At 45.2% G+C, this 26,102-nt stretch carries 25 protein-coding genes; all 25 read left to right on the top strand.

Annotated elements, in window-relative coordinates; translation table 11 throughout:
- Nucleotides 1-13: 13 nt before the first annotated feature.
- The 25 genes from AC0J5I_RS00365 (at nucleotide 14) to AC0J5I_RS00245 (ending at nucleotide 26,097) form a co-directional block, all read left to right on the top strand.
- On the top strand, nucleotides 14-1,852 hold the full coding sequence (locus tag AC0J5I_RS00365) for an HD domain-containing phosphohydrolase (RefSeq protein ID WP_475301887.1): 1,839 nt from the start codon (nucleotides 14-16) through the stop codon (nucleotides 1,850-1,852).
- Between the two features lie 400 nt (nucleotides 1,853-2,252).
- The gene (locus AC0J5I_RS00360) at nucleotides 2,253-2,678 is read left to right on the top strand and encodes a hypothetical protein (RefSeq protein ID WP_475301882.1); all 426 of its coding nucleotides are present in this window, start codon (nucleotides 2,253-2,255) and stop codon (nucleotides 2,676-2,678) included.
- On the top strand, nucleotides 2,623-3,105 hold the full coding sequence (locus tag AC0J5I_RS00355) for a PilW family protein (protein ID WP_475301878.1): 483 nt from the start codon (nucleotides 2,623-2,625) through the stop codon (nucleotides 3,103-3,105). The genes AC0J5I_RS00360 and AC0J5I_RS00355 overlap by 56 nt, the downstream gene beginning before the upstream one ends.
- Nucleotides 3,106-3,113: 8 nt before the next feature.
- Complete coding sequence (locus tag AC0J5I_RS00350; RefSeq protein ID WP_475301876.1) at nucleotides 3,114-4,742, top strand: PilX N-terminal domain-containing pilus assembly protein; 1,629 nt, start codon at nucleotides 3,114-3,116, stop codon at nucleotides 4,740-4,742.
- A 17-nt stretch (nucleotides 4,743-4,759) separates the two neighbouring features.
- Nucleotides 4,760-6,385 carry a GspE/PulE family protein gene (locus tag AC0J5I_RS00345; RefSeq protein ID WP_475301874.1) on the top strand — a complete coding sequence of 542 codons (1,626 nt, stop codon included), beginning with the start codon at nucleotides 4,760-4,762 and terminating at the stop codon, nucleotides 6,383-6,385.
- Nucleotides 6,378-7,415, top strand: coding sequence for a type IV pilus twitching motility protein PilT (locus AC0J5I_RS00340; protein ID WP_475301872.1), 1,038 nt, complete (start codon nucleotides 6,378-6,380; stop codon nucleotides 7,413-7,415). Before AC0J5I_RS00345 ends, AC0J5I_RS00340 begins: the two co-directional genes overlap by 8 nt.
- 31 nt (nucleotides 7,416-7,446) lie before the next feature.
- A complete protein-coding gene (locus AC0J5I_RS00335) occupies nucleotides 7,447-8,655 on the top strand; it encodes a type II secretion system F family protein (protein WP_475301868.1) in 1,209 nt (402 codons plus the stop codon).
- A 139-nt stretch (nucleotides 8,656-8,794) separates the two neighbouring features.
- A complete protein-coding gene (locus tag AC0J5I_RS00330) occupies nucleotides 8,795-9,133 on the top strand; it encodes a competence type IV pilus major pilin ComGC (protein ID WP_475301864.1) in 339 nt (112 codons plus the stop codon).
- Between the two features lie 67 nt (nucleotides 9,134-9,200).
- Nucleotides 9,201-9,956, top strand: a complete 756-nt coding sequence (locus AC0J5I_RS00325) for a prepilin peptidase (protein ID WP_475301860.1) — start codon at nucleotides 9,201-9,203, stop codon at nucleotides 9,954-9,956.
- Nucleotides 9,957-9,999: 43 nt separating this feature from the next.
- Entirely contained in the window at nucleotides 10,000-11,022 is a 1,023-nt protein-coding gene (gene pilM / locus AC0J5I_RS00320) for a type IV pilus biogenesis protein PilM (RefSeq protein WP_475301858.1), read from the top strand.
- Between the two features lies 1 nt (nucleotide 11,023).
- Nucleotides 11,024-11,563 (top strand): hypothetical protein, encoded by a 540-nt coding sequence (locus AC0J5I_RS00315; RefSeq protein ID WP_475301855.1) that lies wholly within the window; start codon nucleotides 11,024-11,026, stop codon nucleotides 11,561-11,563.
- A complete protein-coding gene (locus AC0J5I_RS00310; RefSeq protein WP_475301853.1) occupies nucleotides 11,560-12,117 on the top strand; it encodes a hypothetical protein in 558 nt (185 codons plus the stop codon). The genes AC0J5I_RS00315 and AC0J5I_RS00310 overlap by 4 nt, the downstream gene beginning before the upstream one ends.
- Before the next feature lie 201 nt (nucleotides 12,118-12,318).
- On the top strand, nucleotides 12,319-12,972 hold the full coding sequence (locus AC0J5I_RS00305) for a VanZ family protein (protein WP_475301851.1): 654 nt from the start codon (nucleotides 12,319-12,321) through the stop codon (nucleotides 12,970-12,972).
- Nucleotides 12,973-13,749: 777 nt separating this feature from the next.
- Nucleotides 13,750-16,317, top strand: a complete 2,568-nt coding sequence (locus tag AC0J5I_RS00300) for a G5 domain-containing protein (protein ID WP_475301849.1) — start codon at nucleotides 13,750-13,752, stop codon at nucleotides 16,315-16,317.
- 528 nt (nucleotides 16,318-16,845) lie between these two features.
- A complete protein-coding gene (gene accD, locus AC0J5I_RS00295) occupies nucleotides 16,846-17,718 on the top strand; it encodes an acetyl-CoA carboxylase, carboxyltransferase subunit beta (protein ID WP_475301846.1) in 873 nt (290 codons plus the stop codon).
- Nucleotides 17,711-18,475 carry a carboxyltransferase subunit alpha gene (accA, locus tag AC0J5I_RS00290; protein WP_475305763.1) on the top strand — a complete coding sequence of 255 codons (765 nt, stop codon included), beginning with the start codon at nucleotides 17,711-17,713 and terminating at the stop codon, nucleotides 18,473-18,475. The genes accD and accA overlap by 8 nt, the downstream gene beginning before the upstream one ends.
- Before the next feature lie 83 nt (nucleotides 18,476-18,558).
- Nucleotides 18,559-20,088 carry an amino acid adenylation domain-containing protein gene (locus AC0J5I_RS00285; protein WP_475301844.1) on the top strand — a complete coding sequence of 510 codons (1,530 nt, stop codon included), beginning with the start codon at nucleotides 18,559-18,561 and terminating at the stop codon, nucleotides 20,086-20,088.
- A 34-nt stretch (nucleotides 20,089-20,122) separates the two neighbouring features.
- Entirely contained in the window at nucleotides 20,123-20,353 is a 231-nt protein-coding gene (locus AC0J5I_RS00280; RefSeq protein WP_475301839.1) for a phosphopantetheine-binding protein, read from the top strand.
- The gene (locus AC0J5I_RS00275; protein ID WP_475301835.1) at nucleotides 20,350-21,414 is read left to right on the top strand and encodes a 3-oxoacyl-ACP synthase III family protein; all 1,065 of its coding nucleotides are present in this window, start codon (nucleotides 20,350-20,352) and stop codon (nucleotides 21,412-21,414) included. The genes AC0J5I_RS00280 and AC0J5I_RS00275 overlap by 4 nt, the downstream gene beginning before the upstream one ends.
- 20 nt (nucleotides 21,415-21,434) lie before the next feature.
- A complete protein-coding gene (locus tag AC0J5I_RS00270; RefSeq protein ID WP_475301831.1) occupies nucleotides 21,435-21,659 on the top strand; it encodes an acyl carrier protein in 225 nt (74 codons plus the stop codon).
- 14 nt (nucleotides 21,660-21,673) lie between these two features.
- Nucleotides 21,674-22,312: a NeuD/PglB/VioB family sugar acetyltransferase gene (locus AC0J5I_RS00265; RefSeq protein ID WP_475301827.1), complete on the top strand. Its 639-nt coding sequence runs from the start codon at nucleotides 21,674-21,676 to the stop codon at nucleotides 22,310-22,312.
- Between the two features lie 42 nt (nucleotides 22,313-22,354).
- Entirely contained in the window at nucleotides 22,355-23,644 is a 1,290-nt protein-coding gene (locus AC0J5I_RS00260; RefSeq protein ID WP_475301825.1) for an ATP-grasp domain-containing protein, read from the top strand.
- Nucleotides 23,645-23,709: 65 nt separating this feature from the next.
- Entirely contained in the window at nucleotides 23,710-24,381 is a 672-nt protein-coding gene (locus AC0J5I_RS00255; RefSeq protein WP_475301823.1) for an LbetaH domain-containing protein, read from the top strand.
- A 1-nt stretch (nucleotide 24,382) separates the two neighbouring features.
- The gene (locus AC0J5I_RS00250) at nucleotides 24,383-25,255 is read left to right on the top strand and encodes a beta-keto acid cleavage family enzyme (RefSeq protein ID WP_475301821.1); all 873 of its coding nucleotides are present in this window, start codon (nucleotides 24,383-24,385) and stop codon (nucleotides 25,253-25,255) included.
- Between the two features lie 206 nt (nucleotides 25,256-25,461).
- Nucleotides 25,462-26,097, top strand: coding sequence for a sugar transferase (locus AC0J5I_RS00245; RefSeq protein ID WP_475301819.1), 636 nt, complete (start codon nucleotides 25,462-25,464; stop codon nucleotides 26,095-26,097).
- Nucleotides 26,098-26,102: the final 5 nt, after the last annotated feature.

Here is a 26,102-nt window from a genome sequence, read left to right as displayed (position 1 = left end):
AAAGGAGGATAAAATGGTAGACAGATTGCAAGGAAATAACTCGGATAGACTTGCCTCGGTAATTATGAGTGATCCCCATGCACAGGAAGTAACTGAATTTGAAAAATACAAAATGATGATTCAGATAACTCCGGAACTGATGTTCAGTTTGTCGGAGGACAGAGTGATTTTGTTTGCATCTCAATCTTGGGAAAAAGATCTCGGATATACGGCAGAATCGTTTGTCGGAACCCTCTGGGATAACTATATTCATGAGCAGGACAAACAGCTATTTCAAAAAATGAATTTTGAGGAAAATAAGGAAATTCAAGTGCCCCATTTTCGTCTCCGCAAGCAAAATGGGGAATGGATTTGGCTTAATGCAACGCTGATCGGCTTAAAAAGTGAGACTGGAAAGTCGATGGAAATAGTCGGAAAAGTAAAGGATATCACAGTGGAAAAGCAAACAAAAAATGATCTGAAAAAAGAAAATGTCGAGCTGCAGCGTTATATTTCCGTGACAAAAGATATATTCTGCATTTTTTCATTCAATGGAAACATCATTAAAATAAATCGGACGCGGCATGATTCATTCGGTTACAAAGATGCGCAGTTAATCGGTAGGAGTATTTTTGAAATCATCGTAAAGGATGATCTGTATGCTACAAAATTTGCTATCAGCGAGTCAGTGAAATCTGGAGCGCTGGATAAATTTGTCAACCGGATCCAAAGTCATAAAGGAATAATCCGTTACTATGAATGGCGCTTGAAAGTTTTTGATAATAGAATTTATGCATCAGGTCGTGATATTTCAGATCTGATTACGACACGGGAAAAACTTGAGTACTATCATAATAGAGACGCGTTAACGGGAATGTACCAGCGCAGTTATATACAATCTTCAGAGGCGTTGGTTCTGCCCTATCAACTGCCTTTGAGTGTCATTTTTATCGATCTGAATGGATTGAAATTGATCAACGATTCCTATGGACACGATCAAGGAGATGAATTGCTGCGTACGATTTCACAAAAAATAGTAAGTTTTCAACGTGAAGGAGATCTTTTTGTCCGTTATGGCGGAGATGAGTTTGTGTTGTTGCTCCCGTTCACCCCTTATGACGAAGCCTGTAAACTTGCTGGCAAAATACAAAATAGCGACACTTTAAAGATTTCTGGGAGATTCCCATTAGAATGGATCTCTCTTTCATTGGGTATCGCGACGAAGACAGAGATAGAAGAATCTGTTGAAGACATCATTCAGGAAGCGGACAGATTGATGTATGAAGATAAATTGCGCAAAAGTCGAAAGCATAAGAATTCGATTATTGAAGGTATCCAATCGAATCCAAGGTTATTAAGGAAATGGGATCAGGTACACGCAGAAAATGTTGCCGATCATGCTGGGAAAATTGCAGAAGAAATGGGCCTTGACTTATCCTTACAAGAATTAGTGAAGAAAGCTGCTTTAGTTCATGATATCGGGAAAATCACAATACCTTCAAAAATTCTCAACAAGGACTCTTCATTAACTCAAAAAGAATTGGAGCTAATCAGACGCCATCCTGAATCGGGGTATCAAATTCTTCGGTCCGTTGATGAATACGCTTCCGTTGCGATGATTGTCTTGTCCCATCATGAGTGGGTAGATGGAACAGGGTATCCAGAAAAATTGAAAAAAGAGGACATTCCATTAGCTTCCCGTATTATCTCAGTTGCGGATTCATATGATGCAATGACCTGTGGGCGCACATACACTGATTGCAAAACTGCAGAAGAAGCTATTCAGGAATTAAAAGCATGCGCAGGTTCCCAATTCGATCCGGAAGTTGTTGCCGTATTTATCGAAAAAGTACTTCCTTATGGAAAATACTGAATCTGAAGACAACGATGATGGATTTCAAATAATCGCACTTAAAAACCTCTACTGCATAAAATTGTGCAGTAGGGGTTTTTGGGTCATGCGTTTCAAAAAAATGATTAAGCAACGACGATGTTGCGAGCTATGCTCTTTAACAACTAATTTATTATCACATTCCTGAATAGCAAGGCCATCAAATGGCTAATCAAGAATAATGAAATCTGCTATGACACCTACCGATTCCGCTGCCATATTCTAATGAACGAAAACGAGTATTTCTCATGGATTTAAAACCATTGACAGCCAATCGTTAAGATAATATACTAATTAATAGCATCTTTTTACAGAAATATTACATTTTAAAATGAAAAAAACAGTTTATTTTTATAACTATATTAAAAAAAGGAATAAAAAAATGGAATATTGGTATAGAACACACATGAAAGGTATGTTATCAAAAGAAGAGGGAATGACTCTCGTAGAGGTGCTAGCATCTATTCTGCTCCTGTCACTTATCATCACCACGTTTATGTCTTTCTTTATCCAAGCAGCTAAAACAAATAACCAGACAGACCTTGTAAATGAAGCAACCTTTATTGCTCAAGAGCAGATCGAATTACTTACCTACTACTCAAAGACTGAAAGTGCGGAAGAAACAGAGAGTCTAATGGAAACGGAAAGCTCTGACACCAATTCCGGATTTCAGATTCAATCGGAATTGTTCAAAAAGTCTGGGGATACACTCTACACGGGAACTGTGAAAGTTTCCAAAGAAGGGAAAGCTTATGCACAAATGGAAACGCGGCTGTCGTTTCGTACAGCAGAAGAGCTCGAAGATTAATCTACGGAACGAATCAGGAATGACGCTCATAGAATTGTTGGCGAGCATCGCGCTGCTTTCGGTGGTGCTCTCCTTGGTGGGAGCTGTACACATGTTTGGTCAAAAGCAATATCTGACGCAATCTTATTCCGCTAGTCAGTCAAATGATTTCGCTTACACGCTTTCCGTCATCTCCAAAGAGGTTCGTAAGGCATCTTCGATGGATTTATCAGAAGATGGAAAGGAACTCGATCTTGACGGTGTTAAGTATAGTTTTAAGAACGGAGAAATTTTGAAGAATAACACTCAAGTTTTGGCAGAAGGGGTGGCGGATTTTATGGTTACTTCCGAATCTGAAACAAACAGTGTGACGATTGTATTGAAAAGTATAGCCAAAAATAATAGTCAATCAAAGGAATACCAAACGAAGATTTATTTAAGGAGGTGAGTGGGAAAATGGGAATCAAGCATCTCCGAGAAGAAAATGGCAGCGGCCTCGTATTGACATTAATGGTGCTGCTTGTGCTATCGGTACTAGGTATCTCAATCGGAACACTCACGATCGGCAGCAACCGCTTGAGTGATGCTAATCGCGATGGCACTTCAGCTTATTATGTGGCAGAAGCAGGAGCTGTTGCAGCTTATGAAAAGATTCAGAGTCAGGTATTGGATGCTTATGAAAATAATGCAACAGAAGGCGCCTTTTATAATCAGGTCTCGACTATTGTGAATGCTCAAAATGGTAAATCCTCTGTTGATTTTGGGACACAGTTCGGCAGCAAACCTTCTGCAACGATCACAACAGCAAAAAAAGACTCGAAAACCTACGAGATTAATTCCACCGGAGAAGTGGATGGGAAAGAAAGAACCGTCACCAAACAACTCACGGTGACTTGGGTCGAAAAAAATACTGGTGGCAGTGGATTGCCGACACTATCTGCTAGTGGGGCTCTTTTGACGAAAGAGGATATTAAAATTTCGGATGGTGTTACGATAGATGGTAATATATACACTGACGGGAATGTCAATATACCTAATGGCAAGATTAGCGGTAACATCTACACTAATGGGGGCGTTACTATCACAGATGGTGCGCTAAATGGTGATATATATACTAATTCTAAAAAAAAGAACGCATTCACCATCAGCGGCTGGATCAATTTAAGATCATCTACGTTATTTCACTCGAATCAAATTTCGGCTGAGGAGTTACTTAAGTATCCAAAAAATTATACTAATTTTCCCAGATTGGAAGCTAAAAATAACGTATGGGATAGCACAAGCTATCTTACGAATTTTAAAGCTTACCAAAGCTTATTGGATCAAGTGCAGGTACCTTCCAGAACCAATACAGATTTTAAAGAATTGCCGGATAAGACCATACAAAAAGATCAGTGGAATCAGTACAAAATTCAAGATAATGGAAATCTTTTCCTGAATAGTTGGATGCTCGATACCTATAATCTTGAAATTCAAGACAATATTTTTTTCAATAAAATAGTAGTTGGGTCTGGAAAAACGCTGACTATTGATCCGATGGGCGGGAATCACACCATTTTAGTAGATGATTTATCTATCATGTCAGGGACTCTCAATATTGTTGGAGAAGGCACAGTCACAATGGTTGTAACGGGTAAAATGGCATTTAATCATACAACATATATCAATAATCCTGGATCGAGTAATCAGCTCGTGCTGATATACATAGGGCCTACACCTAATTTCAATTACATCACAAAGATGAATGCCCATGTGATAGTCTTAGGAAATAAGGGACCTGTTAATATATCTGACTCGACTATAAATGGCGTATTCCTGACAGATAACAATAATGTCAACAATACAAGTAATAACTCAGTCGGACCTTCCAACATGATGCTCATCGCCCCCAATGCGGCTGTCTCGTTATCTGGTTCTTACTCAATAAACGGCACGGTCATCGCAAAAACATTCAAAATGGACGGTGGTGCAAGCCTCAAATATGCGGCCGTCAACACGACTGGCCTTCCTTTTGGTTCTTCGGGGGCGACTCCTGATCCAGACCCGGAAGACATCATCAGCGCAGGAGCAATCATAGAAAACTAGCAGAAAGGTGGGATAGCGTGGCGGATTTTAGGAAGAAAAAACTAGGCGATTTATTAAAAGAAGCGGGTCTCATAACGGAACTTCAGATTGTGGAAGCGATCAGCATGAAAAAGCAAGATCAAAAATTAGGGGACCTGTTGGTGGATCAAGGTTATATCACCGAGAAACAATTACTGGATGCATTAGAAATCCAACTGAAATTAGAAAGCGTGTCCTTGTATCAATACCCCATCGATATGTCTGTAGTGGAGCTGATATCAAAAGATTTTGCACGATCAAAATTATTGCTTCCAATCAAAAAAGAGAATACGCGCTTGATTGTAGCGATGAATGACCCTTTAGATTTTTATGCCATAGAGGAGCTGGAATTTTCTTCGGGTTATGTCGTTCGTCCGGTGATAGCGACACGAGATGATTTACTGCAGACAATCAACCGCTTATACGACTCAAAAGAAGTGAATATTGAGCACATAGAGGGTGAAGATGCTCCCGCAGTCAGGATTTTCAATCAATTGTTGGAAACAGGTGTATCGCTTCGGGCATCCGATATTCATTTGGATCAAACCGAACGTCAAGTATCTGTTCGGTACCGCGTAGATGGCCTGCTCCGGAATGAACGCCCTTTGCCGAAAACCCTGATGAACGCTTTGGTTGCGCGGATCAAAATCATAGCCGGATTGAACGTTACGGAAACGCGCTTGCCGCAGGACGGACGTATCAGCACAACGGTTTTGGGGAAAAGAGTGAATTTGCGTGTGTCTACTTTGCCGACGGTTTTTGGTGAAAAAATTGTTCTACGGATACTGGATATCTCCAATATGTTCAGGACAGTAGAGGATATAGGCTTAGAGAAGGACATTTTAGTTGATTATCGGAAATTAATTGCCCTGCCTTCGGGACTGATCTTATTGACAGGTCCGACAGGTTCTGGGAAAACATCCACGCTTTATGGCTCTATCAATGAACTGAACCATCCAGAAAGTAATATCATCACCATCGAAGATCCGGTTGAATATCAACTCGAGGGCATCAACCAAGTCCAGGTCAATACGCAGATTGGGCTGACCTTTGCGACGGGCTTGCGTTCCGTCTTGCGTCAGGATCCTAATGTCATCATGGTGGGGGAAATCCGGGATACGGAAACGGCTGAAAACAGCGTGCGTGCAGCCCTGACTGGCCACTTGGTTTTCAGCACACTACACACGAACAGCGCCATTGAGGCCATTCCCCGCTTGCTTGATATGGGGGTCGAACCTTACTTGATTGTATCCGCCTTAAGTGGTGTCGTAGCGCAGCGGCTTGTCAAAACCATATGTAAAGATTGTGCGGAAACGCGAGAGGCAACGCCGGTTGAGAGGGAAATATTTGAACGACGCAATCAAACAATCGACACGATCATGTACGGCAGGGGTTGTGACGTTTGCCATCATACGGGATATCGTGGACGGATGGCTATTCATGAATTGATTGTGATCACAGACGAAATGAAACAGCTGATGATGAATCAGGCGTCCATCCAAGAAATCAAACGCCATATCAAACAACAAGGTGTCCGCTTGCTGGTTGACGATGGCCTGATAAAAGTGAAGGCGGGCAAGACCACGCTGGAAGAGGTTTTACGGGTCGCTTCAATCAATGAATAAGAAGGCGGAAATAATGGAACAAGTCGATACAATATTAAGAGCCGCCTATGAAAAAAATGCCTCCGATGTCCACCTTGTGGTAGGCTCTGCACCGGTCTTTCGGGTAGATGGAAAGCTGATTCCCCAAAAACAAGCTCCCCTCTCGCCTCAAGATACGGAACAGTTTGCGAAAACTATCCTGAGCCAGGACATGTGGGAGGTGTTGGAACAGAAACGGGAAATTGATTTTTCTTATGGCATCACTGACATCGCCCGATTCCGTGTGAATGCTTTCTATCAACGCAGCGCGCTGTCACTTGCTTTTCGAATCATTTCAAAAGAAATTCCCAGTGTGGATAGTTTAGGTCTCCCCGGCATTGCTAAAAAATTGGTTCAACAACCACACGGACTTTTTTTGGTTACTGGTCCGACCGGCAGCGGGAAAAGCACCTCTCTTGCGGCACTGATTGATTACGTGAACCAAACAATGAACCGACACATCATTACTTTGGAAGATCCCATCGAATACTTGCATGTGCATAAACAATCCATCATTGAACAAAGAGAAGTAGGCTTCGATACCTTATCATTTAAAGATGGTCTGCGTGCGAGTTTGCGTCAAGATCCCGATGTCATTCTGGTAGGGGAGTTGCGCGATATGGATACCATCTCTACGGCCATCACGGCATCTGAAACGGGCCATTTGGTTTTAGGGACGTTGCATACATCGGATGCGGCCGGCAGTATTGAACGGATGATTGATGTCTTCCCAGGAGGGCAAAGAGATCAGATCCGTTTGATGCTGGCGAATGTGCTCTTGGGGATCTTATCGCAGCGACTGTTGCCGAATAAGAAGGCTGATGGTCGTGTAGCAGCGACTGAAATGTTGGTCAATAATGCCGCAATCAAGAATTTAATTCGAGCTGAAAAAATGCATCAAATTCCCAACGTACTGCAGACATCCCTTGATCAAGGAATGCATACCATGGAAATGAGCATTAAGCGGCTCGTGGAAGAAGAAAAAATTAGTCGATCGCATTTATTGCCGTAGATGAAAAATCGGTAAAAAGGAAGGGGGGGGAATGATGGCTGTTTTTGCCTATAAAGCCAAAACACAAGATGGAAAACTGATGAAGGGGAAAATTGAGAGCACCAATAAAAAAGAAGCCTTGAACGAACTCAGGCACATGGATCTTGTTGTCTTTGAAGTGGATGTGCTGAATGCCGTTCTGAACAAGGATCTCACCTTCCGCACCTCTTTGAAATCAAAGGATTTCATCGTGTTTCTGAGACAGTTTTCCTCTTTGACGAATGCGGGGATCTTGCTTGTGGACGCTTTGGACTTGCTAGCTGTCCAATCCACGAGCTTGGTTTTGAAAGAAGCGTTGGAAGAATTGTCCGACGAAGTAAGAGAAGGTGTTGCTTTATCTGAAGCAATGGCTAAAAAACCGAAATTATTCCCTGATTTATTGGTACACATGATTCATTCGGCGGAAGTCAGTGGGCGTTTGGAGGAAGCCCTCCAACAAATGGCGGACTATTATGAAAAGCAACACCGCATCAAGCAGAAAATCACCACAGCCATGACCTATCCACTGATTGTAGGTGTGTTAGCGTTCTTCATCACAGCCTTCCTATTGGTATTCATCGTGCCTATTTTTGGGGATATGTTTGCCTCCATGGGAAGCGAACTGCCTACGATTACGCAGTTTGTCCTGACACTGAGCGGTTTGTTTCAGCATTATTGGTGGCTTATGATCTTAGTGGTCGGAGGCCTCATTGCGGTGATCATTCAGCTTGGGAAAAAAGATAAGGTCGCGTACGTGTTCGATGTGGTGCAACTGAAGATTCCTATTCTGGGAACCTTCTTACAGAAAACGTTGCTGGCGCGGATGACGCAAACATTAAGTTCGTTGATCAACAGTTCCGTACCGATTCTGCAGGCCATCGAAGTGACCAGTAAAGTAGTGGGCAATCGTATGGTTGCAAATGTACTGTTACAAGCGCAAAAAGATGTGGAACAAGGTGAATCACTGGCTAAGCCGATGGTCGATCATTGGTTCTTCCCGCCGCTGATCATTCAGATGATTCAAGTTGGGGAATCGAGCGGAGAATTGGATGAGATGCTGAAAAAAGTTTCGGAAATTTACGATCAGGAAGTACAGGAATCATCTGACAGACTGCAAGCTTTGATTGAACCGGTTATGATTATTTTCCTTTCTGCTATCGTAGGCCTAATTGTTCTTTCGATTGTTGTGCCGATGTTCAGTATGTTCGAAACTTTCGGATGATAACAAGCCAAACATATTGCAATTGCCAAATAATTGTTGTATGATTTTGAGTAGAAATAAACTTCTGTTGATATAAGAAGTGAGTTTTTTTACTAAACAAACTTTCAAAAAATAAGGCAAAAAGATGGAGGAAAAGAATATGAGAAATAAAATTATACAGTTGTTGAAAAAAGAAGGCGGGTTCACATTAGTTGAATTACTAGGAGTTATCGTAATTTTGGGGCTAATCGTGGCGATTTCGATTCCATTGATCGGAAATGTAATTACAAAAGCTGAAGGTGATACTGATGCTGCCCAACAAGAATTAGTTATCGATGCTGCGAAAATGTACGAGTTACAAACAGCGGATATAGATGCTGATGGAGTAACTACTGATGAGTTAATAGCTGCAGGTTTCCTTGAGTCTGATTTTGATGGTGATTTAACAGTAACGAAAACAACTGCTGATGGAAAGACAACGTACGAAGTAGCGGAATAGTAACACCCATTCAAATACATAGAAAGACTCCTTCGTGGAGTCTTTCTTGCTTACTAGGAGTTTTTTCATGCATACGATCGTAACTATTATTTTTTTTATCTACGGCTTGGTATTTGGGTCTTTCTTTAATGTGGTGGGGTTGCGGGTGCCGAACGGGACTTTGTTGGCTCAAGCGCGTTCCTATTGCGATACGTGTCAGCGGACGTTGACTTGGAAAGAATTGATTCCGGTCTGGTCTTTTTTTCACCAAAGAGGCCGATGCAGTCAATGCAGGGAGAAAATTTCGCTTCTATACCCAATCATGGAGTTGGCGACCGGGCTCCTGGCGGCCTTTACTTTCTACCGGTACGGTTGGAGTGAACAAACGTTTCTGGGCTTGCTGCTGCTTGCGCTCATCATTCCGATCACAGTATCCGATTTGGCCTACAGGAAAATCCCAAATAAGTTACTTTTGTTTTTCACGCCATTGTTTTTGGGTTTGCGCATCCTGTATCCGCAGCCTTCTATATGGGAGTCCTTCATAGGAGCTGGCTTGGCCTTTGGTTTAGTGTTCGTGATCATCCTCGTATCTAATGGGGGTATGGGCGCAGGTGATCTGAAATACTTCACTTTATTGGGCTTTATTTTCGGACCTTATCTTTTTTTGTTGCTTTTCTTTTTGTCCACGCTTTACGGAGCAATCACGGGAATGATCATCATGAAGCTGAAAGCTGGCGATCGAAAAATGACCATTCCGTTTGGACCATACATCAGTCTGGCCGCAATAACTGTTTTTTATTTTGGAGAAACGATGATTCAGTGGTACCTAGCACTTTATAGCTGAGTTGTACCACTTTTTGCGTTTCGGATACGTAGGGAGGGACATTATGTTATTTCAGAAAAAGCCATTGATTTTTTTTGAATTTTTGGAAAGACGGATCCGCTATCTGGTCATGGATGCGCAATCCCGCACGGTGCTGGAAAAAAGTGAGATTCTGTTTGATACCGAGATCCTTCATGAAGGGAGAATCATCAATCCTTCGTTGCTTGAAAATCGTCTGAACGCACTGGTTTCAGAAAAAAAATGGAAAAATGCGCAAGCATCCATCCTCTTACAGGACGATTTTGTTATTGTGCGGGAAGAAAAAATACCTGCACAGCTGGCGCCATCAGAAATGAAGGCTTATATTGCGCTGCATTTAGGTCAGCTGATCCGTTCCCCGTTCAAGGAGACGCGTTTTCATTTTGAGTTGCTGGAAGTTGGCGACACGGAACAGAGCATTCTTCTGATGCTCTATCCTCAGGAAGTCATTTTCCAATATGAGTCTTTACTGCAAAAGGTATCCTTGAATCCAGTCCTAGCGGATATTTCTTCGCTATGCTTGTACCGGATCATCCGGCAACAAAATGATTTGCATCAAATTCCCGATAAGCATGTGATGGTGCTGCAATGGAGTCCTGTAGATCATGCAATTATGGTTTTTCACCAAAATCTCCCCAAATTTTCCCGCCATTCGCGGTTGGCCCGTCTGATTGATTTATGGGATGTGACCAAAGAAGGTGAATGGATCTGGAAGGACGACCAAGAATCCTTTGAAGAGGCAATCACGGATACGCTGGATGTTTTGGAAAGATTACTAGAGTTTTATCGCTATTCTGTGATGAACGGTCAAGGCGGTGTGACGGATATATTTTTAACGGGCGATTTTCCTGATCTAGAAAAGGTAAAGGAACAATTATCCCAACGCTTCTTCCTACCGATTCATATGCTGCAAGTCTCTGAAGAAATAAGCTCCAAATTTTTACCGTTATATGGGCTTGCATCAAAAGAGAAACATGCAGCCGTTTCGCAGAAGATAGCTAAGAAAAAAGTGAAGCGCACGAGAAAAACAGTGCAGGAGGAAAACTAAAATGTTTGAAGTCAATTTTTTTGAAAAAAAACAGAGAAACTTTCTTCCTTATGTGATTAGCGGCGCTTTCCTTTTTCTGCTTGCTTTGGTTGGCGTCTACTTTTTCTTGATGCAAGCGTATTATGCGAACGCTGAAGTACGCGATCAAGAATGGCTTCAAGTAGAAGAAGAGCAGTTAATGGTTTCACGGCAAATGCAGGAATATGCGCAATTGACGGAGCAAGTGGCAGACAACAAAGCTACTTTTGAAGAAATGCAATATCCCATGGCTTACGTAACAAAGGAGATCATGGCACAAGTTCCGAACGGGGAACAGCATGTGACCATTTTTAACAAAAATGAAACGAATCAAATTACATTAGTGTTAGAAGGGTTGACGATTACGGAAATTTCCGACGCTATCGAAAATTTTAAGGCATTAGTGTACGTCTCGAATGTTCAGTTTATACGCATGGAGAACCTACCAGATGGAGCTGTTTCAACGGTTGAAGTCTGGTTGGAACTTGATGAAGTGGCATTGCGAGAGGAGGTTCTGTCATGAAACTGAAATGGAACCGTATGTCACTCCTTCTTGCCATTGTGATGGGATTGGTGATTCTTGGGGCTTTTATTTTTGGTCAGGTATATTTTCTCAATCCAATTAAGGAACGAGCTGATCTAGTAGCGAAACAGGTGAAGGAACAAACGAGTTTGAAGGCCGAATATCCACCAGAGGAAACGTTACTGGTTGACTATAGACAAAAGTATGAAGAAACCTGGAGATTTTTACCTGAAGACGAAAAGGTCAATCAAGAGCTGGTCGTTCTGGATAGGCTCGCTACTGAAGAGAATGTCATTGTGCAACAGATAGCACGTGTAGATGAACCGCAACCGATCGAAGGGCTTGATGAAAGTTACCGCAAGAGCACTTACGAAGTTGAAATGACAAGTAATAATGCGGGTAACATGCAGAGGCTGGTCGAGAGACTCGAAGGATTGGAACGCATCTGGAATATTCATTCTTTTGGGTTCGAAAAGCTTGGCGAGGAGTCTTTCAGCGGTACCTTCACTTTTGAATTATTTTATTATGTGGCTGCATCCGAAGAGTCGCAGTAATAACAAACAATCTGTACCATCACTTAGGCTTGTGATGGTGCAGATTGTTTTTGTGTGAGATATCATGCAGCCGCCCTCCGGCGAAGCCGTGCGTCCCTGGAGGAGTGAGCGTAAAATGTTTGGCAGACGCACTACACCGCCAGCCAGCTTTCTGATATACTGGAAGGAACATTTAGTAGGAAATGAAAGGAGGAGCTACCGGTGAAAAGGAAGCGACGCTATTACGATTGGCTGCCGATAATTGCCTGGATGATCGTAATCTTCATCCTGTCGGCCCAACCGGGGGACCAGTCCATCGTCCTAAGCGGAAGCGTGACGCGTTTTTTCGCGGACGCGCTCAATAAGCTTTCTGCGTTCATCGAGTATTTTACACGTGCGCAGGGGACGATCGTGTTTATGGGAGGCATCCTATTGCTGATCCATCTGTTGGAAACGCAAGCGGATGAGCCAAGACTTTTTGGAATAAAAAAAAGCTGGATTATCGGCGGTACCGCCATTTTTTTGATGCTGGCGATCGGTTTGTTCCTCTTCGTCGATTTCGTTCAGGATACCAGTTTTGCCTATGCGGGCAGATTGATGCGGAAATCAGCCCACTTCATCGCGTATCTGATTCTCGGTTTTCTGATTTCGCATGCGATGAAGAACGAAGCATCCGCCGCCACCGCCTGGAAACGGAGAGGCATCAGTTTGCTACTTTGTGTGGCGTACGCCATCAGTGATGAGTTCCATCAAATATTTGTGCCGGGCCGCGGCCCGCTACTGAAGGATGTCCTCATCGACGGTTCGGGCGCAGCCCTCGGTATCATGCTTTACGTTGGTGCCAGAGAAGCATGGACGCGCTGGAAAAACAAATAGCGTGGAAATACTATAAAATCAGTATTTCCACGCTATTTTTACATTTTGGGAACTCCGATGAGGAAATGCTTAGCCGAAGCTGACTAATTTTCGGGTAGCGCAAGTTCGGCGGAGCATAGCTGACCGGAGGTAAACGGTTTGTGGTTTGTCCTCCTCCGGCGAAAGAACCGTTCACCGGAGGAGAGAGTGATTTCCTCTGAAGAGTGAACTGGCCGGAGGCAATAATTTTGTACCCGGCCGCGGCATAGAATTGGATTGCAGAGAATGTCTGTAGTACAATGCAAATATAAGGGCCTACTCCATGCCATGCTGCTTTTTCGTCAAACTGTCAAAATGGTGCAAAATCAGCAAGAATAAAGTTCGCTCCATCATCCACGACACCTTAACATCCGTCATCTTTCATCCCTCATCCGAAAAAAGAAATACAAACCCACCACATCATACTTTCGCTGGCATATCCAAGCAGAATAAGCCACCCACCAAATTGCGTTAGAGCCCACCTAGTTTCGTCCTGACATCATCTCGACAAGTTAGTATAAGAGCCAAAATATCCATAACTTTGCAGAATCAATGCTGCACGCAACCTGATTTGGATGGACTGTTTTCCTGCAAGTATCACTCTATTCAATTGGCAACGAACTTTAAATCTAGAAAGCGATTTCTTTTGCACTGGACACTTGAAGGGGATGTTTAAAAATGAATGCTCTCAAGAGGATAAACTGGCTAATATTATTTCTATTATTTTCAGTATTTGCAATTGGTTTAGGAACAGTTCAAGTGCATGCGGCTACGTCTGGTCGTGCAAACAATTCCGCTATAACGAATCCGCTCGATGGAATCGGCGAAGTCTCTTTGCTGGCGGCGCCAACGGTAAACCTGGCACCGACAAGCGTAATCAGCAGCTCTGTCACCTTTTCGGGCATCTCGTACATAAATGATGGTCAGACGAGCAGTACGGCCAGAGCTGCGAAAGCGGGTCCGGGCCTGCATTGGGTACAGATGGATCTGGGCGCAGTCCATGAGATCAGCTCCATCAAATTATGGCATTATTTTGGTGATGGCAGAAGCTACCGGGATGTGGTCGTACAGCTCTCAAATGATCCAACATTTTCCAGCGGTGTGGTGACCGTTTTTAATAACGACACGGATGGCAGCGCAGGCTTGGGTGTGGGCACGAACAGTGAATATAAAGAATCGAGCTTCGGGAAGGTGCTCTCATTTAATCCCGTGAACGCCCGTTATGCAAGATTTTACACCAACGGGAGCAATGTGACCGGGTGGAATCACTATGTCGAAATCGAAGTATACGGTGTTGGAATTCAGGTGGTGCCAACGGTAAATCTGGCGCCGGGAAGTACAATCAGCAGCTCTACCACCTTTTCGGGCATCCCGTACATAACCGACAGTCTGACGACTAATTCCAGCAAAGCTGCGAAGGCTGGGCCAGGCCTGCATTGGGTACAGCTGGATCTGGGTGAAGCCCATGATCTCTACGCCATCAAATTATGGCATTATTTTAGTGATGGCAGAATCTACAGGGATGTGATCGTAGGGCTTTCAAATGATCCGACATTTTCCACCGGTGTGGTGACCGTCTTTAATAACGACAAGGACGGCAGCGCAGGCTTGGGTGTTGGGACGGACAGTGAATACAAAGAATCGAGCTCTGGAAAAATGATTTCCTTCAATGCCGTGAACGCCCGTTATGCAAGGTTTTACTCTAATGGCAGCAGTGTGACTGGGTGGAACCATTATGTCGAAATCGAGATATATGGCCATGAGCTATCGGTAACGGAAGTCAGAACAGAAACTTTGACCACAAACAAAGTGAGTTACACACGAGTCGAGCAGTTGGACAATACATTCCCGGCTGGGGAAACACAAATAATCCAAGCTGGCGTTGGCGGTTATGATACGGTGACGTACGAGGTGACCTATACGGACGGCGTAGAGATGGGCCGAGTGGAGGTGTCGCGGGTGACGACGGCGCCGATCGATGAAATCGTGCGGGTGGGGACCCAACAAATCGTGACGGAGCGGATAACCCTTACAGAGAATACGGTGGCCTACCAAACGGTGGAGCAGGAAGATGCCAGCTTGCTAGCGGGGGAAAGGGTGATCCAACAGGCAGGAATTGATGGCTACGATACGGTGAAGTATGACGTGACCTACACGAACGGCGAGGAAACGGGCAGGGTAGAGGTGTCACGGGTAACCACCTCACCAGTCGAAGAAATCGTCCGGGTAGGTCCTGATGTGGTCGTGACAGAACAGACAACCGTAGTGGAGAACCTATTGGCCTACCAAACGGCGGAGCAGGAAGACACCACCTTGCCGATGGGCGAAAGGGTGATCCAGCAGTACGGCGTGGATGGCTACGACACGGTGACATACGACGTGACCTACACGAACGGCGAGGAAACGGGCAGAGTGGAAGTAGCACGGGTAACCACGGCACCGATTGAAGAAATCGTTCTGGTGGGGACTTATTCAGACGATACCTACGTGATTTATGCCATCGCCGATACGCATCTTTCTTTGGATACAGGCATAGCTTCCCTCGAAGAAGCTACCCTCGCCAGAAGCAGCATCGTCGCTGCGGAGGAACAAGGTGTATGGATGACAGCGGAAGGCACCTTTGTGACGGCGGCGACGGTCTCGGAACGCACGCAAAGAATGCAATCTTTTGCGGCAATTGCAAATGCGGATCAGCCAGATTTTGTTTTGCATTTGGGCGATGGGACTGCCGGGCCTTCAGATTGGAATTCGTTTTTGGCCGCGTGGAATAACATCTCCCTGCCGAAGCTATTTGTGCCGGGAAACCATGATTTTGACAATACGACATACGCATCAGTGGCTACCATGTTCGGGTATAACACGAGGACAACTATCGGCAACAACAAATTCAGTTATGCCCAGGAGATTTCACTTGGGGACATCAGCTTCCTGCTCCTGGATGTGGATACGAACCGTGTAGATAACGTCGTCGGCTTCCAGACGAAATTGGATTGGGCTGCGGGGCAACTGAACAGCACCACCAGCCCATTGGCACTCGTTGTGGCGCACACGGCTCCCCACAACTATCTCAGAAATAATTACGATGGGCCTACCGCATACGCGTTCAGCCAAATCGTGCTAAATGCGTTGGGATCAAACCCCAACCTTGAGAAAGTACAGGGTATTTTTGGACATGAGCATCCATCAAATACTTACATGGATTTGTTTTTCGGGACTGAATTCCCGGGGTTGATCCTGAAGCCGAATGTCTACACAGTTGGAAGCTATACCAAGATTACCATTGATAGTCAGAATAATATCACTTGGGAGCAAAGGGACCTTTATTAAGGTTCTAGAGGGAGTGCCACTGCATTCAGGATCAAGTCACTAGAATGCGGTGGCATGTTTTTTTGTGTTGAATTGGATCAGAGGCATTCGCACAGAATAAATCTTTTTGATGTTGTGAGGCAATAGGAGTTTAAGAATGAAGGGAAATATGGTAGAATTCAAGTAGACATATAGCGGTATAAATCCCCTCTTTTCCAGCCGCTCCAATAATAGATTCAGTATCCTAACCATCTTCATCATTTCCACTTAATAGATTGTTTGCAACCGCAACGAACTCAGAAAGTGGAATCCTCACCTGATCCTTACCTCGAAACAGTCACCAACAACTTGTCTTCAAATTTACGTCAGAATACACCACTTTAAACGTCGCGGTACACTGCGCAACGACTCCAGCAAAAATCCATCAAAAGCTCCATAAAAGCAGCATCCTCCAACTTCAACTCTTATTTGTTTCCTTTCACGCACTTCAGTGCCAATATCCTCACTGTTACATCAGGTAATTCAGCTTGTCAAAAAAGAGGTGATAACATGGAATCATTTCGTAACCGCCATCTCTTTCCCATAAAGCGCACTTTCGATGAAAATGATGCGCGGAATCCTATCGTTCCAGTCGGCTTATGGGAAAAATGTCCCCAGTGCCAAACGATCATTTACAGCAAGTCCTTGGGTGCAGCAAAAGTCTGTCCGCACTGCAACTATCATTACCGGATTACGGCGGGCGAGCGTCTGAGCCTGGTCATTGATGAAGGTACCTTTTATGAATGGAATACGGTTATGCCTGTTCAAAATCCGTTAGATTTCCCAGATTATGATAAGAAATTGCAGGATGCCAAATGGCGAACAGGATTGGATGAGGCTGTCGTTACCGGAACGGCTGCCATCGATAAGAAGAGGGTCGCTTTGTGCGTGATGGATTCCAATTTCATTATGGCGAGCGTTGGAAAAGTCGTCGGCGAGAAGATTACACAGGTATTCGAACGCGCGACTGAAGAACGATTGCCGATCATCGTCTTCACAGCTTCCGGTGGAGCCAGAATGCAGGAAGGCATTATGTCGCTGATGCAGATGGCTAAAGTGAGCATAGCGGTATCCAACCATAGCGATGCGGGGCTCCTCTATATCGCCGTACTTACTGACCCGACGACGGGCGGGGTGACTGCGAGCTTTGCTACGCAAGGGGATATCATTTTGGCTGAAGCAAGATCGACAGTGGGCTTTGCCGGCAAAAGGGTCATCGAACAGACCATCAGAGCAAATTTACCCGAAGGTTTTCAAACAGCAGAAAAAGCACTGGGGAATGGCTTCATTGATAAAATTATCATGAGAAAAGACCTAAGAAAGACATTGCAGCATATTTTGGCGTTACATGATCCGGAAGAAGTGGGTGATGAAGATGAATGATGTGCAGAAAATCATTCAGGCGGCAAGGAGCATTTCACGTGTGACGGCAATGGAGGTGATTGACGGCATTTTTGACGGTTTCATCGAATTCCATGGGGACCGACGTTATGGGGATGATCCTGCGATTGTGGGCGGCATCGCCAGCCTGGAGGGCATGCCGGTGACTGTAATCGGGACGCAGAAGGGGCATGATGTGCAGGAGAATGTCTATCGGAACTTCGGCTCGCCGCATCCGGAAGGGTATCGCAAAGCGATCCGGTTGATGCGGCAAGCAGATAAGTTTAACCGCCCGATTGTCACTTTCATCAACACGGCAGGCGCCTTCTGCGATGTGGAGTCGGAAGAACGGGGAATCGGTGATGCCATCTCCGAATCGTTGCTGGTCATGAGCCGAGTGAAAGTGCCCTTGATCGCCATCTTCCTCGGTGAAGGTGGAAGCGGCGGCGCCTTGGCTTTGGCGATGGGCAATGAGGTGTGGATGCTGGAGAACAGCATGTACTCGGTCCTTTCACCGGAAGGTTTCGCTTCGATCCTATGGAAGGAAAGCTCCCGTTCGGAGGAAGCCGCCCTCGTCATGAAGCTGACTCCGAGTGATTTGCTTAAATTGGAGATAATCGACAGAATCATACCGGAAAGAAGGCCGGAAGAGTTGTTGCCTGATCTGAAAACGGAGCTGATTCGCTCGTTGAGGAAATGGAGACGATTGAGTCCCGCCGAAATTGTTGCGCAAAGGCAAGAGCGTTTCCGGAAATATTGAGGCAGTCATAATAGAAAATTATTTGATAGTGCGTTTCGTTTGTTTGAGTCTATCGCCACACTTCAAAATGGAGGCTGATTTGAATGAAAAAAAATGTATTGGAGTACTTTGAACACACACTTTTGCAGTACAGGTACAAAACGGCCATCCGGGATGAGGACCGAGAACTGACTTTCGGAGACTGGGAGCAATGCGCCAAAAGGCTGAGCCTTTCCATCCGCCGCAGATCGGAGGACATGAAAAAGCCTATCGCTGTATTTTTGCCGAAAAGCGCCGACAGTCTCGTCGCTTTTATGGGTATCCTCTATAGCGGCAACATCTACGCGCCACTTGATGTCCATTCGCCTGCTGCAAGGATCACCAATATCCTGGACCACTTGGAAGATCCGCTGGTTGTAACTTCGCAAGCGTATACGGAATCCCTGCTTGCGATGGGCGTAGCCGCCGAAAACTTGATCAGCATAGAGAAAGCGTATGACGCATCCGTATTCTTTGACAATGAGGAAGTGCTCGGGCGAATCGACGAACTCATTGATACTGATCCCATCTACATCATCCATACCTCGGGCTCGACAGGCACCCCAAAGGGCGTCGTCATCTCCCACAAAGGCGTCATCAACTACATCGATTGGGCCGTGGCATGCTTCGACATCAGCTCGAAGGAAATCATCGGCAGCCAATCCCCCTTTTACTTCGATAATTCAACCCTGGACATCTATCTCTGTTTAGCCACCGCAGCAACACTTGTCATCATTCCGGAACACGACTTCGCCTTCCCGGTCAAGCTGATGGAATATGTCGCCTCAAAGAACATCAACTTTGTCTTCTGGGTGCCGTCGGTGCTGATCAACGTGGCCAATACTAAGGCATTGGATCATACCGAAAGCAGCGGCCTGGAAAAGGTTCTGTTCGCCGGAGAAGCGATGCCGAACAAACACCTCAACTATTGGCGCAGCAAGCTTCCGGAGTCCCTGTTCGCCAACCTATACGGGCCTACCGAAATCACCGTAGACTGTACCTATTACAAGGTTGAGCGGGCTTTCGAGGACAGTGAACGGTTGCCGATCGGTTTTCCGTGCCGGAATGCAGATGTCATCATCCTGAATGAAGAGAACCAAGCGGTGACCGGAAGCGAAATGGGCGAACTGTGTGTGCGGGGCAGCTCCATCGCTTTGGGCTATTGGAATGACGCGGCCAAGAGCGATCAGGTCTTTACCCAAAACCCGCTCAACAACCATTATTTTGACCGCATCTATCACACCGGCGATCTTGTCTACAGCAACGAGTACAACGAAATCATCTATGTCGGCAGGAAGGACACCCAGATCAAGTATATGGGGTACCGGATTGAACTGGGTGAGATCGAAACGGCTTTGCTGAGTTTGAGCGGCATCCATAATTCCTGTGTCATTTACAACTCGGACCGAAAGGAAATCACAATGTTTTATGAAGGGCCGAACGATCTAAGCAAAGCCACGATCAGAAAAGAACTGACCCCGCTACTGCCGAAATACATGATTCCAACCAAAATCATCATGCTGGAGCAGTTGCCTTTGAACAAGAACGGGAAAATCGACAGAAAGATATTGGCTGCGGAGTGGTTGCACAGTTAGTGACAGTCAACGGCACAGGAAGGAGGAATGTCACATGGAAACAATTGTGGAGATACTGAAGGATATACGGCCGGAATTCGATTGGGAACATGCAGCTAATTTCATTGCGAACGGGATGCTCGATTCCTTCGACATCATCGTGTTGGTGTCGGAGCTTGAGAGCGCCTACCCGGTTTCTGTGGATGGCAGCGATATCCTGGCGGAGAACTTCAGCAGTCTGGAATCGATTGCTGATCTGGTAAGAAAGAGTGGTGGGATTGTATGAACTTCAACTATCAGAACAAACGAATCAGCGGCATTCTGACTGTATTGCCGCAAAACGAAGTGGCATTCGAGGATGAAGCGGAAAATTATAATTTCTCCGTCAAACAGTCCATGAGACTGAAAAAAATAATGGGCTATGACAAACACCGGATTGTCGAAGGAGATACGAGCGTGTCGGACCTCTGCATTTTCGGGATGAGGCAGCTGCTGGAAGAAGGCTTGATAAGCGGCGATGACATCGATGCTCTCATACTTGTCACCCAGACGCCGGATTATTATATGCCTCCGACGAGCAATGTCATCCAAGGGGAATTGGGACTGAAACAGGATATGCTCTGCTTGGACATTAACCAAGGCTGCGCCGGTTATTTGGTGGGGCTGATCCAGGCTTTCAACCTGCTGGAACAGGACTCGATAAAAAAAGTGGCCCTTTTGAATGCGGATGTACTCAGCCGCAGGACATCCAAGCGTGACCGGGGCAGCTATCCGCTGATCGGTGATGCAGCCTCCGTGACGATCGTGGAGAGAAGCAACGACAATAGCCGGATCCATGCGAACCTTAAGATGGACGGATCCGGCTACAAGGAACTGATTATCCCTGCAGGCGGCATGCGCCTGCCTGCAACAGCCGACACCGGTGTGATGGAAGTGGATGAGGCCGGAAATTTCCGAAGCCTTGATCATCTCAAAATGAACGGCGAAGCGGTATTCAACTTCGTGCAGACAGAAATCCCGCCATTGGTTGAGGACTTGCTTGCGGTCGCAGAAACGTCGAAAGAGGACGTTGACTATTTCATGTTCCACCAACCGAACCGATTTATGCTTGAAAAATTAGCCGATAAGATGGGCGTGGCACGCGAAAAGCTTCCGAATAATGTGGTCGAAAACTTCGGAAACTCCAGCAGTGTGACCATTCCTATAAATATGACCTTCAATCTTGGGGAAAACCTTCTGACCGATTCCTATAAAGTATGCCTGTCCGGTTTCGGGGTCGGCCTTTCCTGTAGTTCAATGTTGATGGAAATCGGGAATTTGGATTTTTGCCGGATGATCGAATATTAGGGACTAGGAGGAGAGGCATCATGGAAAATTTCTATGAGGAGTTTGCGGAAATTTTGGAAGTGGCTGAAGTGAACCGGGAAGATCCGTTGGATGATTACGAAGGCTGGGATTCCCTCGGGCTGTTGTCCACCCAAATCATGGCAGAGGAAAGCTACGGCGTGAAGATCGGTAACGATGACCTGAAAGGCCTGACGACTGTCGGGGATATCGCAGATTTGATCCAATCAAGAAGAAAAGCCGAATAAGGGAGGACGACCAATTGAAAACATTGTTGATAGTCGGAGCAGGCGGTCTTGGCCGCGAAACGTACCAGTGGGTTTTGGATCAGCAGAAGGCAGATAAGCGATGGTATGACATCGGCTTTTTGGATGATAACCCTCATGCGTTGGATAACTACAGACTTTCCGCTAAAATCGTCGGAACCGTAAAAGCTTATGAACCCAGAGCTGGTGAAGAAGTCATCTGTGCCATCGGCGATGCGGAGGTTATCGCTGATATCTGCCCTGTCCTTGTGGATAAGGGGGCGGTATTTGCGACGGTCATCCATCCGACTGCCTTGTTGGCGGACACTTGCGAAATTGGCAAGGGCGTCATCGTAGGGCCGTATGCGATCATTTCAACGGATGCAAAAATTTCGGATTTTTCGGTTGTGAATTCCTACGTCAGCGTCGGCCACGATGTTTCCGTGGGGAAGGGCTGCGTCATCAGCGGTTTCAGCGATCTGATGGGATTTTCTGCTTTGGAAGAGGGCGTATTTTTGGGGAGCGGGGCTCGACTGCTGCCGAGTGTGCGGGTAGCTGCGAACGCCAAAGTCGGCGCGGGAAGCATCGTCCTCAAAAATGTAAAAGCGAATACAACGGTTTTCGGCAATCCGGCGAAAATAATTTCCGCTCCCTGAAAGGGGATGGAGTCAGCGAATGAGAATAGGGAAGTGAAAAGAATGATGAGAAAAAATGTTTTAATCTTTCCTGGAGGAGAATATTCTGCTTCGCAGATATATTTTTCACTGCATAACAGCTTGCAATATCGGCCCATTTTGGGGTCGAGCAGAAGCGATCACAGCGAATTCATCAGCAAAGATGCCATCACTGATTTGCCGTTCATATACGAGGGACATTTTATTGAAGTATTGAACCGGGTAATTCAAAGGGAAAGCATTGATTTCATCATACCTGCCCATGATACCGCTGCGTTCAGCTTGATGGAAAAACAAGATGAAATTATGGCGACCGTTGTGTGCTCCCCTTTCAAAACAGCCGAACTGTGCCGCTACAAAAGCAAGACTTACGAGCAATTAAAAAGCTTCCCCTTTGTTCCCAAAACCTATGATATAGCGAGGGGGGATGCGGAATTCCCTTTGTTCGCCAAGAATGATGTCGGATCAGGATCGAGAGACGCTTTTGTGATTTCTTCGGCCGAGCAACTGGAGAAGTTATTGGATCCCAAAATAAGCTATGTTTTGTGCGAATACTTACCGGGCGAGGAAATCACGGTGGATTGTTTTACCAACAGCAAGCGGGAATTATTGTTCGCGCAACCGCGTACGAGAAGCCGCATTTTTAACGGAATTAGCGCACGATCGACAACAATCACGATGACGGAAGAAATAAAACGGATAGCCGAGGGCCTTTCATCCGAAATTGAGTTTAGGGGTTATTGGTTTTTCCAATGTAAAAAGGATAAAGACGGCCAGTACAAATTATTGGAAATTTCAACACGTTTTGCAGGTACATATGGGGTCAGCAAAAACTTGGATGTCAATTTGCCATTGCTGGCATTATGTGACTTTGAGGGCATAGATGTGGACATAATGCCCAACAAATATGAAATCACAGCGGATAAAAATTATATCGATCGCTACAAACTGAATCTTCAGTATGAGCGTGTTTATGTAGGTTTTGATGATACCATTGTTTTTAACCAGGAAAAATACAACACGCAAATGATGCAGTTTTTGTATCAATGCCTGAACGAGGACAAAGAAATCGTTCTGATTACGAAGCATGTTTCCGATATACGGGAGACCATGAAGAAACATCACCTGAACGAGGATTTGTTTGCTGGCATCATTCAAGTACCCGAAACTTCCGAAAAATATGTATACATGGATAACAGCAAGCCGAGTATTTTTATTGACCATGACCAGGCAGAACGGAAAAGTGTGAAAGAACAGTTGGAAATGCCGACATTTGATGTATCGACTGTTGAATGCCTGCTCGATTGGAGCTAAAAGGTAGGGCAAAATTAACCAAATCGTCAAAAGTAAATTCGTGACAAGAGGAGGCGAATCAAAGAATGAGTAATCCGGTAATCGCCTATGGAAGCAAATTTTTAGCAGAAATGCTGTATTATGATTCCTTGAAACACCCAGATTTTAACATTGTGGCTTTTGCTGCCGATGAAGCGTATGTGGATAAGACAGGATATTACTTGGGCTTGCCGATGGTTGTGATGGATACTTTAACAGAACGGTATCCGCCTTCTGCATACGATATGATTGTGCTTACGACATCTTTTCATGATATGCGCAATCGGGAAGGCATGTACACAAAAGTTAAAGACTTAGGGTATACGCTGCGGAATTATATCAGTCCCTCCAGCATCGTTTCGCCAGGTGTAGAAATGGGGGATAACAATATCATTTTTGAACAAGCATTCCTGGGTCATAGAGGTCGGATGGGATCTTGCAATATCATTCGGCAACAAGTGTACGTAGGCCATGAATTTAAGGTTGGAAACAACAATGTTATCACGTCAGGTTGCACGATCGGCGGAGAGTGCCGCATCGAGAACAATTGCTATATCGGTCTGAATGCCACAATCCTGAACAAAATCACTATTTCGGAAGAGAGTCTCGTCGGCGCGGGAAGTGTTGTGATAAGAAATACGGAACCCTTTTCAAGGAATGTGGGAAATCCAAGCAGAGTTTTGAGTTACCACAAGGAAGGGCTAAAGGTGAACCTATAACATGGACAAAATAATTGTGAATTTCACCCCGACTGGCATGATTCCAACCAAAAAAGATACCCCTTTTGTACCCGTTTCACCTGAAGAAATCATCCGTGAGGTCAGGCAAGCTTGGGAATTGGGGATTTCCATGGTGCATGTGCATGCCAGAAACAGCGATGATGAAAAACCGACTTATCGAAAGGAAGTCTATGCGGAAATCATTGCGGGCATACGGCAATTCGCTCCGGAACTAGTCATCTGTGCTTCGACATCCGGAAGGAACTTCAATACTTTGGAAGCCAGATCAGACGTTTTGTCGCTTCAAGGGGGTTTGAAGCCCGATATGGGAAGCCTGACACTTAGCTCGCTGAACTTCAACAGGACCACCAGCGTAAATGAGCCTTCCATGATCGTTTCCTTGGCTGAAGTGATGAAAGAAAACGGCATTCGGCCCGAGTTGGAGGCCTTCGACTTGGGAATGGTCAATTATTGCAACTATTTGATCAAAAAAGGGGCAGTGGTTGCGCCTTATTACGTCAACCTGATTTTGGGCAACATCGCTTGTGCTCAAGGGGACTTGCTCCATATCGGGTGCATGCTGAAAGATATTCCCGAAGACAGCATTTTTTCGTTAGGTGCAGTAGGCACCGACCAGTTGAAAATGAATTCTCTGGGTATCACCATGGGTTGGGGCGTACGCGTCGGCCTGGAGGACAACTTCTGGTATGATGAAAATCGGACGAAATTAGCGACGAACATGGAACTTCTGGAGAGAATCCACAAAATCATTTCTGCAAATGAAAAAGAAGTTATGACATCAAAGGAACTGCGGCAAAGGCTCAATCTGGAACCAGGATTTGGTAAATATGGCGTGGCCGGATCCAACATTTAATGGTGTGCAAGGGAAAATGATTGCGGAGAAAGTCAAGGTCATACTTGTCTTTTTCCGTGTCAGATGAGTCTTTGTTTATTGTCCAACGCAGATCCGCATCCGTTTTGCCTGATAGACCATTGCATATAACTGTATATATGCTGATTGTGTGTCCGTCAAAATGGAATACTACGTTTGAAATGAAGCAGATTGAAAAAGGGGTGTGGATGATGAATTTCTATCGGCATTATGGGAAGCGACTGTTGGATTTTGCAGTGACACTTAATGCACTTGTTCTCTTAAGTCCAATTTTACTTACCTTGGCTGTGCTGGTGAGAGCGGAGCTCGGAAGTCCAATCATTTATCGGCAACAACGCCCCGGGTTGAATGAGAGAATCTTTACATTATATAAGTTCAAAACGATGACAGATGAAAAAGACGAAAACGGAAAATTATTGCCGGATCGGGAGAGGCTGACAATGTTCGGCAGGCTTCTGAGAGCGACAAGTCTGGACGAGTTGCCGGAATTGTTCAATATTCTGAAAGGGGACATGGCGATCGTAGGTCCAAGACCTTTGTTGGTCAAATACCTGCCACTCTATAACAGCCAGCAGAGAAGACGCCACGAAGTAAGACCAGGGTTGACAGGGTTGGCACAAGTCAGCGGCAGGAACGCAATCAGCTGGGAAGACAAGTTTAATCTGGATGTAGCTTATATTGAGAGCCTCAGTTTGATGGGGGATATGGAAATCATTCTGAGGACCATAAAGAAGGTTGTAGCGAAGGAAGGCATCAGTTCTGAAAACTCCGTAACGATGGAAGCATTTGAGGGGACCGAAAAAGCAGATAGGAAGCAATTTTAAAATGA

Source organism: Trichococcus sp. TS_SC_9 (assembly GCF_056156325.1).
This window is presented reverse-complemented; position numbering and strand designations above follow the sequence as displayed.